The 17,008-nt window shown below is 35.1% G+C and carries 15 protein-coding genes; 11 read left to right on the top strand and 4 right to left on the bottom strand.

All coding sequences use genetic code 11. The features are described 5' to 3' along the window. Positions 1–23: 23 nt before the first annotated feature. On the bottom strand, positions 24–2,000 hold the full coding sequence (locus tag DR980_RS03140; RefSeq protein WP_113633810.1) for an alpha-ketoacid dehydrogenase subunit alpha/beta: 1,977 nt from the start codon (positions 1,998–2,000) through the stop codon (positions 24–26). Between the two features lie 171 nt (positions 2,001–2,171). Here DR980_RS03140 and DR980_RS03135 point away from each other — a divergent pair, with 171 nt between their 5' ends. The 9 genes from DR980_RS03135 (at position 2,172) to DR980_RS03095 (ending at position 12,396) form a co-directional block, all read left to right on the top strand. After that, on the top strand, positions 2,172–3,122 hold the full coding sequence (locus DR980_RS03135; protein ID WP_113633809.1) for an isopenicillin N synthase family dioxygenase: 951 nt from the start codon (positions 2,172–2,174) through the stop codon (positions 3,120–3,122). A 104-nt stretch (positions 3,123–3,226) separates the two neighbouring features. Beyond that, positions 3,227–3,556 (top strand): translation initiation factor, encoded by a 330-nt coding sequence (locus DR980_RS03130; RefSeq protein WP_113633946.1) that lies wholly within the window; start codon positions 3,227–3,229, stop codon positions 3,554–3,556. A gap of 120 nt (positions 3,557–3,676) precedes the next feature. Further along, on the top strand, positions 3,677–4,546 hold the full coding sequence (locus DR980_RS03125) for a nucleoside phosphorylase (protein ID WP_113633808.1): 870 nt from the start codon (positions 3,677–3,679) through the stop codon (positions 4,544–4,546). Between the two features lie 93 nt (positions 4,547–4,639). Continuing rightward, complete coding sequence (locus DR980_RS03120) at positions 4,640–5,764, top strand: SDR family oxidoreductase (protein WP_113633807.1); 1,125 nt, start codon at positions 4,640–4,642, stop codon at positions 5,762–5,764. Between the two features lie 114 nt (positions 5,765–5,878). Further along, entirely contained in the window at positions 5,879–6,406 is a 528-nt protein-coding gene (locus DR980_RS03115) for a GNAT family N-acetyltransferase (protein WP_113633806.1), read from the top strand. Continuing rightward, complete coding sequence (locus DR980_RS03110; protein ID WP_113633805.1) at positions 6,406–7,257, top strand: substrate-binding domain-containing protein; 852 nt, start codon at positions 6,406–6,408, stop codon at positions 7,255–7,257. The genes DR980_RS03115 and DR980_RS03110 overlap by 1 nt, the downstream gene beginning before the upstream one ends. Before the next feature lie 21 nt (positions 7,258–7,278). Continuing rightward, the gene (locus tag DR980_RS03105; RefSeq protein ID WP_113633804.1) at positions 7,279–8,211 is read left to right on the top strand and encodes a transglutaminase; all 933 of its coding nucleotides are present in this window, start codon (positions 7,279–7,281) and stop codon (positions 8,209–8,211) included. A 136-nt stretch (positions 8,212–8,347) separates the two neighbouring features. Next, positions 8,348–10,609 (top strand): acyl-CoA dehydrogenase family protein, encoded by a 2,262-nt coding sequence (locus DR980_RS03100; RefSeq protein WP_113633803.1) that lies wholly within the window; start codon positions 8,348–8,350, stop codon positions 10,607–10,609. Positions 10,610–10,974: 365 nt separating this feature from the next. Continuing rightward, positions 10,975–12,396, top strand: a complete 1,422-nt coding sequence (locus tag DR980_RS03095) for an FAD-dependent oxidoreductase (RefSeq protein WP_244199246.1) — start codon at positions 10,975–10,977, stop codon at positions 12,394–12,396. Between the two features lie 389 nt (positions 12,397–12,785). Here DR980_RS03095 and DR980_RS03090 read toward each other — a convergent pair whose 3' ends face one another. The 3 genes from DR980_RS03090 to DR980_RS03080 all read right to left on the bottom strand — a co-directional run bounded on the left by DR980_RS03090 (position 12,786) and on the right by DR980_RS03080 (position 15,142). Then, positions 12,786–13,553 (bottom strand): nucleotidyl transferase AbiEii/AbiGii toxin family protein, encoded by a 768-nt coding sequence (locus DR980_RS03090; RefSeq protein WP_113633802.1) that lies wholly within the window; start codon positions 13,551–13,553, stop codon positions 12,786–12,788. A 3-nt stretch (positions 13,554–13,556) separates the two neighbouring features. Then, complete coding sequence (locus DR980_RS16670) at positions 13,557–13,844, bottom strand: DUF6922 domain-containing protein (RefSeq protein WP_394335931.1); 288 nt, start codon at positions 13,842–13,844, stop codon at positions 13,557–13,559. 386 nt (positions 13,845–14,230) lie between these two features. After that, positions 14,231–15,142 (bottom strand): helix-turn-helix domain-containing protein, encoded by a 912-nt coding sequence (locus tag DR980_RS03080; RefSeq protein WP_113633801.1) that lies wholly within the window; start codon positions 15,140–15,142, stop codon positions 14,231–14,233. A gap of 173 nt (positions 15,143–15,315) precedes the next feature. Between DR980_RS03080 and DR980_RS03075 the strand changes: the two genes are divergently transcribed. Both DR980_RS03075 and DR980_RS03070 read left to right on the top strand, forming a co-directional pair. Next, entirely contained in the window at positions 15,316–16,470 is a 1,155-nt protein-coding gene (locus DR980_RS03075) for an aldo/keto reductase (RefSeq protein ID WP_113633800.1), read from the top strand. Between the two features lie 27 nt (positions 16,471–16,497). Next, entirely contained in the window at positions 16,498–16,977 is a 480-nt protein-coding gene (locus DR980_RS03070) for a nuclear transport factor 2 family protein (protein ID WP_113633799.1), read from the top strand. The last annotated feature ends 31 nt before the right edge of the window (positions 16,978–17,008 follow it).

Below are 17,008 nucleotides of genomic sequence, written 5' to 3'. Positions count from 1 at the left end.
TAACCCAATTATTAATTTATAAATTAATATGCCAAAAGTTCTTTCAGGTCATTTTCGAATCTGTCTTTTGGCAAATATTGATCTTCTAATGCTTTTGTAAAAGGAATTGGAGAGTCTAAACTTGCCACTCTTTTTACTGGCGCATCAAGGTATTTAAAACAGTTTTCCATTATCATTGCTGAAATATCACTTGCAATTCCACCAAACATGCTGTCTTCTTGATAAATAATCACTCTTCCCGTTCTCTTTACCGAAGCAAAAATAGCTTCAGTGTCTAATGGTTGTAAAGTTCTCAAATCCAACAAATCAGCCGAAATTTCAGGATTTTTTGCTAAAGTTTCCAAAGCCCAATGCACTGCTGCTCCAAACGAAATAATTGTAACATCATTTCCTTCTTTCAACAAAGCCGCTTTTCCCAATGGAATCGTATAATAATCGGTAGGGACATCTTGGTAAACGCTTCTGTATAATTGCTTGTGTTCAAAGAATAATACCGGATTCGGGTCGTTTATGGAAGTATTCAACAAACCTTTCGCATCAAAAGGAAATGCTGGATAAACCACTTTTAAACCTGGTGTTTTGGTAAACCAAGCTTCATTAGTCTGCGAATGAAAAGGCCCTGCTTGTGTTCCGCCACCGCAAGGCATTCTAACTACAACATCTGCTTTTTCCAACCAACGGTAATGTGATTTGGCTAATAAATTGACAATTGGATTAAATCCTGTGGAAACAAAATCGGCAAACTGCATTTCCACAATCGCTTTGTATCCATTGATTGATAATCCCATTCCAGCCGAAACCACGGCACTTTCACAAATTGGCGTATTGATAACACGTTCTTTACCAAACTGCGCTACAAAACCATCAGTAATTTTGAAAGCACCACCATATTCAGCAATATCCTGGCCCATGATTACGGAGTTTTCATGGCGTTCCATTGATTGTCTCAAACTGGTAGAAATCGCATCTATAAAACGAATATTTTCTTTTTCTTCTGAAGGTTTAATGTGTTCAAATACATTCGGTTTGTAAACATCATTTAGCTCTTCACTTAAAGTAGCTTTAATTTCCGGTTCAGCATTGGCAATAGCCAGACTTTCATCAATATCCTTCTTTATTTCAGCATGTAAAGTCGCATCAAAATCAGCTGTAAGAACTCCGTTTTCGGCCAAATACTTTCTATAATTTTCTACGGGATCTTTAATCGCCCACATATCCATCAACTCTTGCGGAACATATTTAGTCCCACTCGCTTCTTCATGCCCGCGCATTCTAAAGGTTTTGAATTCCAATAAAACTGGACGTGGATTTTCTTTCATCGAAGCCTTTAATTCGGATAACAAGTTAAACACTTCAAGAATATTATTTCCATCAACAATATGACTTTCCATTCCGTAGCCTTTCCCTTTATCGGCAAGGTTTTCACAACGGTATTGCTCGTTTGTAGGAGTTGACAATCCATAACCATTATTTTCGATGACAAACATCACGGGCAATTCCCAAACCGAAGCAATATTCAATGCTTCATGAAAATCTCCTTCGCTTGTGGCACCTTCACCAGTAAATACTGCGGTAACTTTTCCATTTTTCATTAGTTTATTGGCTAAAGCGATTCCGTCAGCAACGCCTAATTGCGGACCTAAATGCGAAATCATACCTATAATCTTGTATTGTTGGGTTCCAAAGTGAAAACTGCGATCACGACCTTTAGTAAAACCATTGGCTTTGCCTTGCCATTGTGAAAAAAGACGGTACAACGGAATGTCTCTTCCGGTGAAAACACCAAGATTTCTATGCATTGGCAAAATGTACTCATCGGAATCTAAAACTGCCGTAACACCGACAGAAATAGCCTCTTGACCAATTCCTGAGAACCATTTTGATACTTTCCCCTGACGAATCAGAATTAACATTTTCTCTTCTATCAGCCTTGGTTTCAGTATTCTTTTATATAAATCTAATAATTGATTGTCAGTAAGATTTTTTCTATCGAAGATCATTTTTTCGGTTTTATAGTATGGTTCAAAGATAAAAAAATATAACAGTTTTGTATAAATTTGTTATATTTTTTTATTTTGTTTATAAGTTTTAAAATTCAAATATAAAATTATTCTTTACATTTGTATCTGCAAGGTTTTTGACCTTCAAGTTATTAAAAAATATTTAAAAGTATGCAAAACATTCCTAGTGTTGACTTGCGTGATTTCCTTTCGGACGACCCGAAACGTAAACAAAAATTTGTAAATGAAATCGGAAGTGCATTTGAAGATATTGGCTTCGTAGCACTCAAAGGGCATTTTTTAAACGACCAGTTGGTTGATGAATTGTATGGTGAAATCAGAAATTTTTTCGCTTTACCTTTAGAAACAAAACACAGTTATGAAATCCCTGGAATTGGCGGACAAAGAGGGTATGTTTCTTTTGGAACAGAGCATGCCAAAGGCAGAAAAGAAGGGGATTTGAAGGAGTTTTGGCACTTCGGACAATACGTGTCTGAAGATTCAAAATATGCTTCGGAATACCCAGAAAATGTTGAAGTGAAAGAACTTCCCCGTTTTAATGTTGTAGGTAAAGAAGCGTACCAAATGCTTGAAAAAACAGGAGTTTATGTTTTAAGAGCTTTGGCTTTACACCTTAGTTTGTATGAGTTTTATTTTGACCAGTATGCTAAAGAGGGAAATTCAATTTTAAGACCTATTCATTACCCACCAATCACATCTGAACCAGCAAATGCAATTCGTGCTGCTGCTCACGGTGATATCAATTTGATTACTTTGTTGATGGGTGCTCAAGGAAAAGGATTGCAAGTACAAAATCACAACGGAGAATGGATTGATGCCATTGCTGAACAGGATGAATTAGTAATTAATGTGGGTGATATGTTATCGCGTCATACTAATAACAAATTGAAATCTACGATTCATCAAGTGGTAAACCCACCAAGAGAATTATGGGGAACTTCGCGTTATTCTATTCCGTTTTTTATGCATCCGGTGAGTGATATGAAATTGGATTGTTTGGAAAACTGTATTGATGCCGAAAATCCAAAAAAATTCGAAGATATTACTGCGGGAGCTTATTTATACGAGCGTTTAGTAGATTTAGGTCTTATTAAAAAGTAAACTTAATTTACGTCAAATACTAAAAGACATTAAGTTTATGCTTAATGTCTTTTGTTTTTTACCAATTTAAATCAGCATTATCAGCTTTCAAAATATATAAAGTTATGGACTTACAAGACCAATTAAAAAACCTTTTTCCAGATCACGAACCATCTCCTGAAGAGCAAATTGAGGAAGTGGCTCACGAATTATACGTTCAAAAAGAACCTATGATTTGTAAATTCGAAAAACGAAAAGGAAAAGCAACTACCATAATTGAAGGTTATGAAGGTACTGACGAGGATTTTAAAATCCTTGCCAAAGAAATCAAAACTAAATTGAGTGTTGGCGGAACTTTTAAAGATGATTCCATCATTATTCAAGGGGATTATCGTGATAAAATAATGACTATTTTAAAAGAAAAAGGATTTAAAGTAAAACGTGTTGGAGGGTAATCCCCACCTAACCTCCCCGAAGGGGAGGAACCAAACGAAAATAAAAAAAATACAATCTAAATCAGGAACTAGCTCCCTTTCCTTTGAAGAGGGCTGGGGAGAGGAAAAAATATAAAAACAATGATACAATCATCAGAATTAATATTGAATCCAGACGGTAGCGTATACCATTTGAATTTAAAACCAGAACATATTGCACACGATATCATCTTTGTAGGAGATCAAAATCGCGTGGAGAAAATCACACAATTTTTTGACAGCATTGAATTTTCGACACAAAAAAGAGAATTCAAAACCCAAACCGGGATTTTTAAAGGCAAACGAATTACTGTAATGTCTACAGGAATTGGTCCTGACAATATTGATATAGTCATCAACGAACTGGATGCTTTAGTTAACATTGATTTAGAAACCCGTCAGCCAAAAGAAAAACTGACTTCATTGAACATTATCCGTATTGGAACTTCAGGTTCTTTACAAGCAGATATTCCTGTGGATAGTTTTGTACTATCAAAATTCGGATTAGGATTGGACAACATGCTCCGCTCCTATTTGATCGACGAAGTTTCGAACCTGGAAATGGAAGATGCTTTTGTGAAACATACCAATTGGGATTTACGAAAAGGAAAACCATACGTGATTGCTTGTTCTGAAAAATTGGAAAAAATAATTGAAAGCGACAAAATGCACAAAGGAATTACCGCAACTGCAGGTGGTTTTTACGGTTCACAAGGTCGAGTGTTGCGTTTGAATATTCAAGATGAAGAATTGAATGCTAAAATGGATAATTTTGAATTTGGTGACAATCAAATCACAAACTTAGAGATGGAAACCGCAGCAATTTATGGACTTTCGGCACTTTTAGGACATCAAGCATTGTCATTAAACGCAATAATTGCTAACCGTGCTTTGGGAACTTTTAGCGAAGATCCATACAAAGCAGTTGATGAATTAATTGCGTATACATTAGAAAAAATTGCTTTAGGATAGAGAAATTAATTTTCAAAACCGTACCCATTTGTAGTTTTAAAAAAGTGCTTTTAATTTTTTTAAAACTACATTTGTTTTTAGAACAAAACGATAATGAAAATAATACTTACGGGTGCAACAGGAGTTCTGGGATCTCATATTATGTATGAAATTCTGGAGCTTTTCATCACTACTAAAATTGATGGTAAACTTTTTATAATTGCTCGAAATAAAGGCAAAAAATCTGCTTTAGACCGCATAAACGAACTTTTATCCAGTAGTTATACCCCTAAAATCATAAAAGACAAAGAAATAGTAAAACTGCACGAATACATTGAAATCATTGATACTGATTTGACTGAAATTCAGGACACTTTTTCAAGCCAAATAAAAGGCGCTTATTTCATTCATTCAGCTGGATTCGTAAATTTATCTACTGATGAAGAGCAACGCGAAAAGATTTTTGACGAAAATACCAAAATCACAAAATCCATTTTCAATCTATTTCATCCTTTCATAAAAAAGTTTATTTACATAGGAACTGCTTTTTCATCTGGAAACCGAAATGGATTGATTGACAATAATTTTCATAGTTTAGGATTCAAACCAGAGCATCGCAATGCGTATGAAAATGCAAAATTCCACTCGGAAAATTTTATAGCACAAGAATGTAAAAAAATAGGCTTGCCATTTCAAATTCTGCGTCCAAGTGTGATTGGAGGCAAAATGTTGGGGAACGAAAACCAGTATTTTATTTCGAAATATATGGTTTTTTATCTTTTGGCTAAATTCTTTCACTTCACTTCCCAACGAAAAGGAGATCAAGAAAATGTGCGTTTTATCGTCAATGAAGACACCGTTTTGAACATTATTCCTGTCGATTATGTGGCAAAAGTGATTGTAAATACATTCGAAAGAGAAGATATTGAACAGCTTAATATTGTACATCATAAAAGTTTCAATATGGTAAATGGATTGCAATTAATTATGAAGGAAGTTGGTTATACCAATTTTACCTTAATACAAAATTCGTTAGACTTCAAATACAAAAACACTATCGAAAAATTGTATTATGAAAGTATTGGCAAACATTTAAACCCTTATTTTACAACAGCTGCCAATGAATACGACACTACTTTGTTGAATTCCATTCTTGAAATACCAAAACTGGACCAGGAGGCATTTACCAATATGATTCGGTATGCGAGATTGAATAATTTTAAAGATATTAATGTGTAATTTTAGGAGCTATTTCCCGCTATACGTTGCAATCTTTTCCTTTTCAAAGAAAAAAGGAAAAGGATTTTCACTGCTATCAGGGCTAAATCGGGAACCATCAAATTTTAGTAAAACATGAATCTTATTTTAGAAACCGACCGATTAATTTTAAGAGAAATGCTAGTTTCAGATGCAGAAGCATTATTTAAAATGGACAGCAATCCTAATGTACATCAATATCTTTGGAACAAACCATTGACAGATATAAGCGAAGTACATGCCTATATCAAGCTTGTCAGAGAACAATACATCCAAAATAATACTGGGCGATTTGTGGTTGTTTTGAAAGAAACCCATGAATTAATTGGTTGGGCCGGATTAAAATACAACACCGAAATGGTAAATAATAAAATTCATTTCTACGATATTGGATATCGGTTAAATGAAAAATTCTGGGGCAAAGGATATGCAAGTGAAGCCAGTTTTGCTTGGCTGGATTATGGTTTTAATGAAATGAATATCAAAATTATGGAAGCCGCAGCGCATACTGCCAATATCGCATCAAACAGAATATTACAAAAAATTGGACTAAAAATGACCGCAAAATACTTGGAGGACGGCGTTTCTTGGAATTGGTACGAATTAAAAAATCCTAACTTATAATGAAAACAATAAAAATAGCTGGAGTTCCGGAACATTTCAATCTTCCTTGGCATTTAGCCATAGAAAACGGAGATTTCGAAAAAGAAAATATCAATTTACAATGGACTGATGTTCCCGAAGGAACCGGAAAAATGTGCCAAATGCTTCGTGATGGCGAAACGGATATTGCCGTAATCCTGACCGAAGGAATCGTGAAAGATATCGTTGCCGGAAACCCGAGTAAAATTGTTCAAGTTTATGTAGAAAGTCCATTAATTTGGGGAATTCACGTTGCGGCAAACTCCAATTATAAGACGTTAGCTGATTTAGAAAACAAAAAAGTTGCTATTTCCAGATTGGGTTCCGGTTCGCAATTAATGGCGTATGTCAATGCGGATAATCAGGGATGGAAAACAGATAATCTTCCGTTCGAAATCGTAAATACTATCGATGGCGCTGTTGAAGCTTTGACAAACGGAACCGCAGATTATTTCATGTGGGAACGTTTTATGACCAAACCATTAGTCGATAAAGGAATCTTTAGACGAATTGCTGATTGCCCTACGCCTTGGCCTTGTTTTGTAATTGCGGTTCGAGAGGAAGTTTTGGAAAAAAATCCAGTGCTTATTTCAAAAATTCTAGCGACCATTAATCAAACTACAGAAGACTTTAAAGAAATCCCGAGTATTGATAAAACGTTGGCTTTAAAGTATCATCAAAAAATAGAAGATATTCAAGAATGGTTGTCATTAACGCAATGGTCACAAAAGCCATTATCAGCAGAAATGTTAAACAAAGTTCAAAATCAACTTTTTCAACTTAAAATTATCGATAAAAAAGGTACTTTTGAGGATATTGTAAAAACAGTCTAGATTGCTGTTTTTATTTTTACTATGATAAAAATAAAAGAAATTAATTTTCAGGGTATTAAACAGCGATTCCAGGTCAAAAAACCTTGGGATGACGTTATTATTTTTATTCTGAACATATTAATTGCTATTCCATTATTTATCATTGTTCATCAAAATTTAATTAACCCGAACTGGTTTTTGAATATTGACAGAGTAGTGCTGTTTTTGGTGATGATTGTAATAATTCAAATCATCCTTCGATTCTTACGAACGATTATCCTCTTTTGCATTATTCTGTATTTATTGGTTTTAGTGTACGGTTCTACTATTGGAAACTACGGATTTAACAGTGTTTTTGAAGATTATAATTCAATCATGTACACGATGTCTGATAATCCTTATCCACAAGATATTATTATCGCCAAGTTGCTTCCGTTTCCCAATAAATCAAAAATTATCAATGCCATCGAATATCAAAATCCTAAAATCAGGAATTTTGCAGTTATGGCTACATCTAAGCATTTTAAAGATGTAAAAGGGTATTCTGATTACAGAACCATCATACAATGCTTCGCCGTTTTCAAAGAAATAAACAGCCGATGGAATTACGTAAGCGACCCAAAAGCAAGAGATTATATTGCTACGGCTACGGAATCACTGCTTTATTTTTCTGGAGATTGTGATGATCATTCGATATTAATGGCTGCTGCAATTAAATCTATTGGTGGAACTCCCCGATTAATCCATACTACAGGCCATATTTACCCGGAAATATTGATAGGCTCTCTGACTGATTTAGAAAAAGTCAATTTTCTAATCAAAAATGTACTATTTGTCAATGAAAGCAATGAAAGTAAACTTCATTATCACGTTGATGAACGCGGCCAAATCTGGATGAATCTGGATTATACAGCAAAATATCCTGGTGGACCTTTCATGTCGGAAGAAATTCTTGGTGCTTTGACATTGGATTAATTTTATGCCCTTTTTGGTTAAAAAACCGGATCCTATTCCCTTCCAAATTTTCAAGTATAGCAATATTCCTCACTTTTAGTCAATAAATTTTCCTATCTTAACCAAACTGAAATTATTGTTTTAATTAAGTTTTACTATGGAAAATTCAAAATTAAAGGCTTTTATCCCATTTTTTTATCTCGTTTGGTCGGATGACCTTTTATCTCAAAAAGAATTCGTTACGTTACAAGAATTTATAGGTTCACAGCGCTGGATTTCCGAAAAAGAACAAGAATTTCTTCTTTCAAAAGTAGCGATTTCTGTTCCGCCTTCCCGAGCACAACTTGCTGAATGGAAAAGTGAAATTGATACTGTTATTCATCACCATCCTTTGCTAAAATCTATATTTGAAGTTTCGATGGCGCTTGCTGAAAACAATTCTTATATCAAAGATCACACAGCTGATTTTCTTCAATTGGAGAATGATTTGGGAATTTTAGGAGAAGAAGCAATTGGAAATTTTAAAACAAGGTCAAAAACCTTTACTTCAAATTATCAATCTGCCCCTACATTCGAAATTGAAAAACTAACCCAAATTCTGGATGGAGAACAGTCCACAATTATTAAGAAGGTAAAATCAATAATCAGCAGACCTAAATTTGCTTATGAAACTTCGACTGATACTGCCATATATCGTGAAAAAGTATATGACTGGTGTAAAATCCTTGCAGACGAAAACTTAGGAAACATGGCGTATCCAAAACAATACGGTGGTGGCGAAAACATAGCCGATTATTTTGCGATTATGGAAACATTAAGCTATCACGATTTAAGTTTGGTAATTAAATTTGGTGTACAATTCGGGCTTTGGGGAATGAGCATACAATCGCTTGGAACCGAAAAACACTATAGTAAATATTTAAAGGATATTGGTTCACTCCACTTACCCGGCTGTTTTGCCATGACTGAAACCAATCATGGTTCGAATGTAAAAGGATTAGAAACAACAGCAACATACAATCATAATGACCAAACTTTTACCATTCATACACCGCATGAAAAGGCGCAGAAAGAATACATTGGTAACGCAGCAGTGCACGGTCAGATGGCGACAGTTTTTGCCAAATTAATTATTGATGAAATAGATTACGGTGTGAATGCTTTTATTGTTCCAATACGAGATACAAACAGCAAAATCCTGAAAGGGATCAAAATCGGTGATTGCGGACTTAAAATGGGACTTAATGGCGTTGATAACGGGACCATTCGTTTTGAAAATGTGGTTATTCCAAAAGAAAACATGTTGGATCGATTTGCCTCGGTAAACGAAGAAGGAAAATTTGAAAGTCCGATTCCAAGTGACAATCGACGTTTTTTTACGATGCTGGGTACTTTGGTTGGTGGTCGAATTGGGATTCCGAGATCAGCTTTGGCTGCAGCCAAATCAGGATTGACAATAGCGATACAATATAGTGACAAACGTAGGCAATTTGGACCCGAAGGAGGCTCAGAAGTTCCAATTTTGAATTATCGAATACATCAACGAAGATTAATTCCATTGTTGGCAAAAACGTATGCCATTCATTTTGCTTTGCAATACGTGACGAATCGTTATATTGCCAAAACAGAATCGGAAATGCCAGAAATTGAAGCCTTGGCAGCCGGAATGAAAGCCTATTCAACCTGGAGTACCACGGATGTTTTACAAGAATGTCGTGAAGTCTGCGGTGGTAAAGGATATTTATCCGAAAATAGAATCGATGCGCTGAAAAATGATACCGAAATCTACACTACTTTTGAAGGTGATAATACCGTCTTAATGCAATTAGTTGCTAAAAATCGCTTGTCAGAATTTCGCAAGGCATTTGGTGAAATGGATGCTATGGGAATAATTAACTACGTTTTTGAAAACGCCAAAACTGCGATTTCTGAAAAAAATCCAATTGTAACGCGCAAAACTGAGGAAACCCATTTATTAGATGATGAATTTCACTTGAGCGCTTTCCAATATCGAGAAAAAACAATATTGGCATCGGCAGCAAAGCGATTAAAAAAACTAATTGATGGCGGACTTGAACCTTACGATGCTTTTAATGTGGTGCAACATCAAATGATTGATGTAGCTGAGGCGTATCTCGAACGAATTGTTCTAGAGCAATTTCAAAAAGCCATGGAAGCCATCGAGGACAAGAAAAGTAAGGAAATAATGACTAATTTATGTCAATTGTATGCCCTCTCACAAATGGAAAAAAATAAAGGATGGTATCTCGAAGATGGTTATATGGAAGCTGCAAAAACGAAAGCCATTCGTAAGATGGTAAATCAGCTTTGCTGGGAAATCAGGCCGGATGCCGTTTCATTAGTAAAAGCATTTGACATTCCGGATAGTTGTCTTGCAGCTCCAATTGCTTTAGATTGATGTATGCTTTATTTAAAAAAAGGATTGCATAGTTTAAAAGAAACTATTTTCTAATTATTCTTTTCAATATTTAAAGAAAATTCGAATAATTAGCGCTGACAAATCCTTTTTGTTTTAAGTTGAATAAAGTAATTTTGCAATGCTGTTATTTTGCCTTAAAGTAATGCAACTGCCTAAAGCTATATTTTTGTAAAATGTAAAATTCTTACGTTATACTGCATAGCAGTAATAAGATATTAATAAATGTATCATTATTAAATTCAATTGCAATTGTGTCGGTTTCAATTTTTTTAAGAGAAAACTAATAAAAAGTTTAAATAAAATAGGAAGTAAATAAATTGGAAAATAAAGAAATGAGTTGGACTATGTGCTTGGACTGTCAAGGTAGAGGCAAGAAAAGTCGGGGACTAACCAAAAAAGCGCGACTTCAGTACCAGCTGGCGGTAGACCAATTTAAAATTACGAATGGCGAAGATACCACTCCAGTTCCTCCTAAAGGGCACCTTCACACCTGCTTGAAATGTTCCGGATGCGGGCTGCTTCGTTCTTCCAGTCCTCCTATAGCAGATAAAGAAAACTATCCACACCTTGCCATAATTGGTGGAGGTATTGGAGGCGTAGCTCTTGCTGTGGCCTGTTTGCACCGCGGAATTCCTTTTACCCTTTATGAGCGTGATGATAATTTTGAAGCCAGATCTCAAGGATATGGACTTACATTGCAACAAGCCAGTAAAGCAATTGAAGGATTGGGTATTTTTTCATTAGAAGAAGGGGTAATTTCAACAAGACATTTGGTTCATACTACCGATGGAAAAGTTATTGGAGAATGGGGAATTAGAAAGTGGATACAGTCAGATGCGAAAACTTTTCAGAAACGTACCAATATTCATATTGCACGACAATCTCTACGCTTAGCGTTACTTCAACAACTCGGCGGACAGGATTCGGTGCAGTGGGGACATCAGTTAGTAGATTTTAAAGAATGTGAGGGCAAAGGTGTTGATCTAAGCTTTCAAGTGGATGGGGAAATCAAGAATGCCAAAGCAGATCTCATAGTTGGAGCCGATGGTATTCGCAGTTCAGTTCGGAGATTATTGATAGGTGATGATATTAGCCCTTTACGTTATCTGGGCTGTATAGTGATATTAGGCATCTGTCCTCTTAAAGCACTCGAAGGTCTTAATAGTCCTTTACTGGATTCGGCTACTGTATTTCAAACTGCCAATGGCAATGAGCGGATCTATATTATGCCTTATGCTTCAGACTCTGTAATGTGGCAATTGAGTTTCCCAATGCCAGAAGAAGATGCTAAGGCATTAAGTGCAAAAGGACCTCAAGCATTAAAGGAAGAAGCACAGCGTAGAACTCTATGGCACAATCCTATTCCTCAGATTTTAGCAGCGACTCTGGAAGCTCAGATTTCTGGTTATCCTGTGTATGACCGAGAATTACTTAAATCGGAATTTTTGGCGAAAGCTGGGGTAGTAACCCTAATTGGAGATGCGGCTCACCCTATGAGTCCTTTTAAAGGACAGGGTGCAAATCAAGCGTTGCTAGATGCACTATCATTGGCTCGCGTGATATCAAGAGGGTGTAGACCTTCATCTCAATGGAGAAAAGCTGGAATAAGAGAAAGTGTATTAACAGAGTTTGAATCAGAAATGTTAGAACGCAGTGCTACAAAAGTAAATGACTCTGCAGCTGCAGCTCAGTTTCTACATTCCGAAATTGTGCTTTACGAGGGTGATGAGCCGAGAGGACGAATTCTAAAGAAAAAAGATGCATAGCATAATCCTGCGAATCTACCATTTTTTCGCTCAGAGGTTTTAAAAAAGTATTAACATAAAAAAACTCCATTATTTCTAATGGAGTTTGTCTTGTGGGCTGTCAGGGACTGCAATCGAACACTTGGTGCCTATTTTGACATTTTTCGAAAATATAAAATTAAATATTTAAAATAGGGGAATGTCGTATCGAAATTGTTTTTAACTGCTTGCGCTCATTCCAACCCGAAAAATTTCTTCTTTATTGAGTTCTATAAATTTTAAAAACTTCTTTCAAGGGTTGTAAAGTAGCTTATTGCAGTTGTGGAGTTTACGGAGAAAGCGACAATATGCTACTAGAGGGTTGACTGGGCGGGTGCAAAAAGATTACCGATAGCGATCCTTTTTTATAGTTATTTGATTTTAATTCCTTTTGGTCCAGGGAAATCTTTACCTAAATGGCTGTAAAGTCTTCTTACTTTTGAACGCCAACTTATTTTTGCCTCAATCCAAGTTTTGCTTCCATCGATGATTTGTATTGTATCGTTTGTGTGTGATGGAAACTTTGAATAATCGGAATTATCTTCAAATTTTAATAATAATTCTGGATTGTCAATAGGTGTCTTGTTTTTACTTAAATCAAATATTGTTTTATCTTCTTCTTTATTGAATTTAAGTGTTTTTGCTTTTAAGTCTTCATATAAATCGATTAATGAAATTGTATCGCTTATGAAGTCTAAATCATAAATGTCTTTTTTGGTAGAACGGTTTGAGGTACTGATTAGTTTGAACAAACCAATGTCTTTTTTTGAAAGTAAATTTATTCCTTGATTTACTTCTACCCCGAACAAATTCTTCATGTTTTGAAGCATCTCCACTTTTATGGTTAAACCATCTTCTAAATCAAGAAAGAAACGCAGAAAGCAATATTGGTCGTTTATATCACAAGGATCGTCAAAGCTTTTTGCTTTCGTGCCAAAGTACTTTTTGACTTCATTTTCGATGTTTTTAAATCCTTCTTTGCCAATTATTCCATCGTAAAAGAAATCAATATCATCAGAAACTCTATGATTGAATTGTAATGCTAGATTTGTACCTCCACCTAAAGTAAATTTTGATACTGTTGGTAATGTTTGTAATTCTATGATGGCTTTAATTATTGCTGGAGTAACTGCCTTCATAAATTAGAGCGAAAAACGAAGAAATGGCTTTACATTGTATCTTTTTGCAACACTTATACAAACTTTGTTACTGATATTCTCTGTCGTTAATTTTAAGTATTTAACAATATCTTTAGCAGAATACAATGCTTCTAATTTTAGAATGTCTGTTTCAAATGTTTCTGGAGTTGTTGCATATAAAGCCCTTGGTATAATAATAGACTTATCTTTAGAAAGATTAAGTTTGCTATAATCCATATCCCAAAATAAGTGTTTGGGAAAAATTGTTGCTATGTTTACTGACTGTTTCACTATGCAAAAATACTGAATTTAGATTTATTTGGTGCACTAATGTAAAAAAGTTTAACTTCTTCGATTTTAATGAATTACTGCATATCTAAAAGAAAACCAATAATAGATGTAAAAATAGTCATTAGCGAAATGAAGCAAACAAAGACTTGAGTTTAGGAATACTTGGACTAAATGAATATACCAAGTTAAAGTGGATATGGAGTTAAGGATATAATTTAATGTTTTTGTTTCCTTTATTAAATATATGATGGTCCACTCAAAAGTTCCAGATCTTTTAAAAAAAGGTTCGAAAATTGTCCCGACAGGGTCACAAAACCGACAAATATACTTTCCTATATTTTGTAGTTTTTTTTATTTGGTCAAATTATCGGGTTACTAATATGGTTTTAATTCAAACTTCGATATTCATTAGGAGTGTATCCTACTCGCTGTTTAAACAATCTAGAAAAATGCTGCGGGTATTTGAAGCCTAACTGATAAGCGATTTCGTTTACAGTCAAATGGTCTACCAGAATTTTGTCTTTTGCTACATCAATTATTTTATTTTGAATGTATTCTTGAGCTGATTTACCTGTTTCCTTTTTTATTAAATCACCAAAGTAGTTGGCGGATAAATGCAGTTCGTCAGCACAATATGCAACTGATGGCAAACCAACTGTATTGGGTTTATCAGTTGTGAAATAACTGTTTAACACCTCTTCAAATTTTTCTAAAATTCCTTTATTAACATTTTCTCTTGTTATGAATTGGCGGTCATAAAAACGGTCACAATAGTTTAAAAACAATTCAATATTTGAAGCAATAAGTTTCTTGCTATGCTTGTCAACTCCAAGTTGTAATTCTAAATGGATTTTTGAAAAAGAGTCTAAAACAATTTGTCTTTCGCGTTCCGACAAATGCAATGCTTCATTTACATTGTAACTGAAAAAATTATAATCATTTATACTTTTAAAAAGAGAAGTGCCATGTATTAAATCAGGATGAAAAACTAAGGCATATCCTTTTGGTTGATATACTTTACCGTCAGTCTCTACTTCCATTACCTGCCCTGGTCCAGCAAAAACCAACGTGCCTTCTTGATAATCATAGTAATCACAACCATAGCGCAAATCACCACATTTTATATCTTTCAAAAAGATACAATAAAAGCCATAATAAATTCTAACAGTCTTCTCTCCTTCCCAAGATCTTTCGTCGGCTTTAGAAAAATCAATTACACTTATTAATGGATGTAAAGTTTCGCTATTATTAAATGCATTATATTCACTAACTGTATTAAACTTGACTACTTTGTTCATGATAATTATAATTTTACAATACAAATTTATGCATTTGGAGATATCAATTATCATATAATAATCACAATAAGTAATATTGGTAGAACAATCCGTAATCTATGTACCAATAACATCCCACCTTCGTCGGAAATTTGTTGAGTAGTATAAGTTATCCTATTTTAATAAATTTAATTATGAATCGTAGATCCATTTTAAAAACAGCAGGACTCGCTTTGGCAGGAAGTGCATTTTTGCCTTTTAATTCTTTAGCAAAATCCAATGCGGTAACACCAATTGTTGAAAATAAAGAATTAACACCAGCCACTGTTTCAAGCAAGCGCAAACTTGGCGCTTCACTTGAAGTCTCCAGCATAGGACTTGGTGTTCAAAATATGAGCCGTACGTATCAAACTACTATTCCCTCTCGTCCAGAAATGCACAATATTATTCGAACTGCCTTTGATAAAGGAGTCACCTTATTTGATGCAGCAGAGGCTTACGGTCCTTTTGAAGTAGAACGAATTCTGGGAGAAGGTGTAGCACCTTTCCGTGATAAAATAGTCATCGAAACTAAATTTGGGTGGAATATTAACCAAGAAACGGGTGCTCGATTACCAGGCTTAAACAGTCGTCCTGAACACATCAAAATTGTTGTGGAAGGAATGTTGAAGAGACTTCGTACGGACAGAATTGATTTATTGTATCAACATCGTGTAGACCCGCAGGTTCCCATTGAAGATGTAGTTGGAGCTATTCAGGATTTGATAAAAGAAGGGAAAGTATTGCATTATGGATTGTCTGAGCCGGGATCGCAAACCGTAAGACGAGCACATGCTATTCATCCTGTAACAGCGATTCAAAACGAATATTCGTTATTATGGCGTGGTCCGGAAAAGGAAATCATACCGCTTTGTGAGGAACTCGGTATTGGTTTCGTTCCATGGAGTCCTCTTGGAGTTGGTTTTCTTACTGGAGCCATTGATGCCCAGACACGTTTCGCTCAGGGTGATATCCGAGGAAATGAAACCCGTTTCTCGCCAGAGAATCTACCACACAACTTAAAACTTGGAGATTTATTAAAAAACTGGAGTGAGCAAAAACACGCCACTCCTGGTCAAATTTCACTGGCTTGGCTACTGGCACAAAAGCCATGGATTGTTCCAATACCCGGCACAACACAGATGGCACACATGCTGGAAAATATTGGAGCAGATGAAATAAAATTCACCTCAGCTGAACTAAAGGAATTCAATAATCAATTGGATGCTATTCAAATTCAGGGTGAAAGATTACCTGCCTTTGTTCAAGCTTTTTCTGATGTGGAAGCTCCGTTAAAGAAAAAACCATAATTAGAATATAAATTTAAAATATACGATATGAAAACATTAATTATGAGTCTTATTGCAGTAGCAAGCTTCCAATTTTCTTTTGCACAAGAAAACAAATCAACTACTGTTGCTCCTACTCATTCAGCCATTGAACAAGAAGTTATTCAACTTTCTAAACAAAAATGGGAGTGGATGGCCGATAAAAATATAACCAAATTAGAACCGCTCTTTGACAACAAATCAAAATTTGTCCACATGAGCGGCACTTGGAAAAAAGATGAAGAACTCGATATTATTAAAACGGGAAGAATCTGGTATAAAAATGCCAAAATTCATGATGTAGCAATAGAGACTTTTGGAAAAACGGCAATCCTTTGGAACAGAATTACCCTAGAGGCGATAGTGCGAGGAAGCGAAGTCGTGACTGAATTTACCGTAACAGAAACCTATCAAAAACAAGGTAATGGTTGGAAATTGTTAGCTTTAACATTTAGTAGTGTTCGAGATACGCATCAAATTCAGAAATAACAATAAAAAATAGATAATACTAAAATTTACT

The sequence above is a fragment of the Flavobacterium psychrolimnae genome (genome assembly GCF_003312425.1).
GTDB classification, from domain to species: Bacteria; Bacteroidota; Bacteroidia; order Flavobacteriales; family Flavobacteriaceae; genus Flavobacterium; species Flavobacterium psychrolimnae.
The sequence above is the reverse complement of the archived record's forward strand: the minus strand, read 5'-3'. Positions and strand labels throughout refer to the sequence as shown.

What these genes read in the sequence shown, in the direction of transcription:
- DR980_RS03140 (WP_113633810.1), bottom strand. Translation starts at nt 2,000, where the DNA reads ATGATCTTCGATAGAAAAAATCTTACTGACAATCAATTATTAGATTTA.
- DR980_RS03135 (WP_113633809.1), top strand. Translation starts at nt 2,172, where the DNA reads ATGCAAAACATTCCTAGTGTTGACTTGCGTGATTTCCTTTCGGACGAC.
- DR980_RS03130 (WP_113633946.1), top strand. Translation starts at nt 3,227, where the DNA reads ATGGACTTACAAGACCAATTAAAAAACCTTTTTCCAGATCACGAACCA.
- DR980_RS03125 (WP_113633808.1), top strand. Translation starts at nt 3,677, where the DNA reads ATGATACAATCATCAGAATTAATATTGAATCCAGACGGTAGCGTATAC.
- DR980_RS03120 (WP_113633807.1), top strand. Translation starts at nt 4,640, where the DNA reads ATGAAAATAATACTTACGGGTGCAACAGGAGTTCTGGGATCTCATATT.
- DR980_RS03115 (WP_113633806.1), top strand. Translation starts at nt 5,879, where the DNA reads ATGAATCTTATTTTAGAAACCGACCGATTAATTTTAAGAGAAATGCTA.
- DR980_RS03110 (WP_113633805.1), top strand. Translation starts at nt 6,406, where the DNA reads ATGAAAACAATAAAAATAGCTGGAGTTCCGGAACATTTCAATCTTCCT.
- DR980_RS03105 (WP_113633804.1), top strand. Translation starts at nt 7,279, where the DNA reads ATGATAAAAATAAAAGAAATTAATTTTCAGGGTATTAAACAGCGATTC.
- DR980_RS03100 (WP_113633803.1), top strand. Translation starts at nt 8,348, where the DNA reads ATGGAAAATTCAAAATTAAAGGCTTTTATCCCATTTTTTTATCTCGTT.
- DR980_RS03095 (WP_244199246.1), top strand. Translation starts at nt 10,975, where the DNA reads ATGTGCTTGGACTGTCAAGGTAGAGGCAAGAAAAGTCGGGGACTAACC.
- DR980_RS03090 (WP_113633802.1), bottom strand. Translation starts at nt 13,553, where the DNA reads ATGAAGGCAGTTACTCCAGCAATAATTAAAGCCATCATAGAATTACAA.
- DR980_RS03080 (WP_113633801.1), bottom strand. Translation starts at nt 15,142, where the DNA reads ATGAACAAAGTAGTCAAGTTTAATACAGTTAGTGAATATAATGCATTT.
- DR980_RS03075 (WP_113633800.1), top strand. Translation starts at nt 15,316, where the DNA reads ATGAATCGTAGATCCATTTTAAAAACAGCAGGACTCGCTTTGGCAGGA.
- DR980_RS03070 (WP_113633799.1), top strand. Translation starts at nt 16,498, where the DNA reads ATGAAAACATTAATTATGAGTCTTATTGCAGTAGCAAGCTTCCAATTT.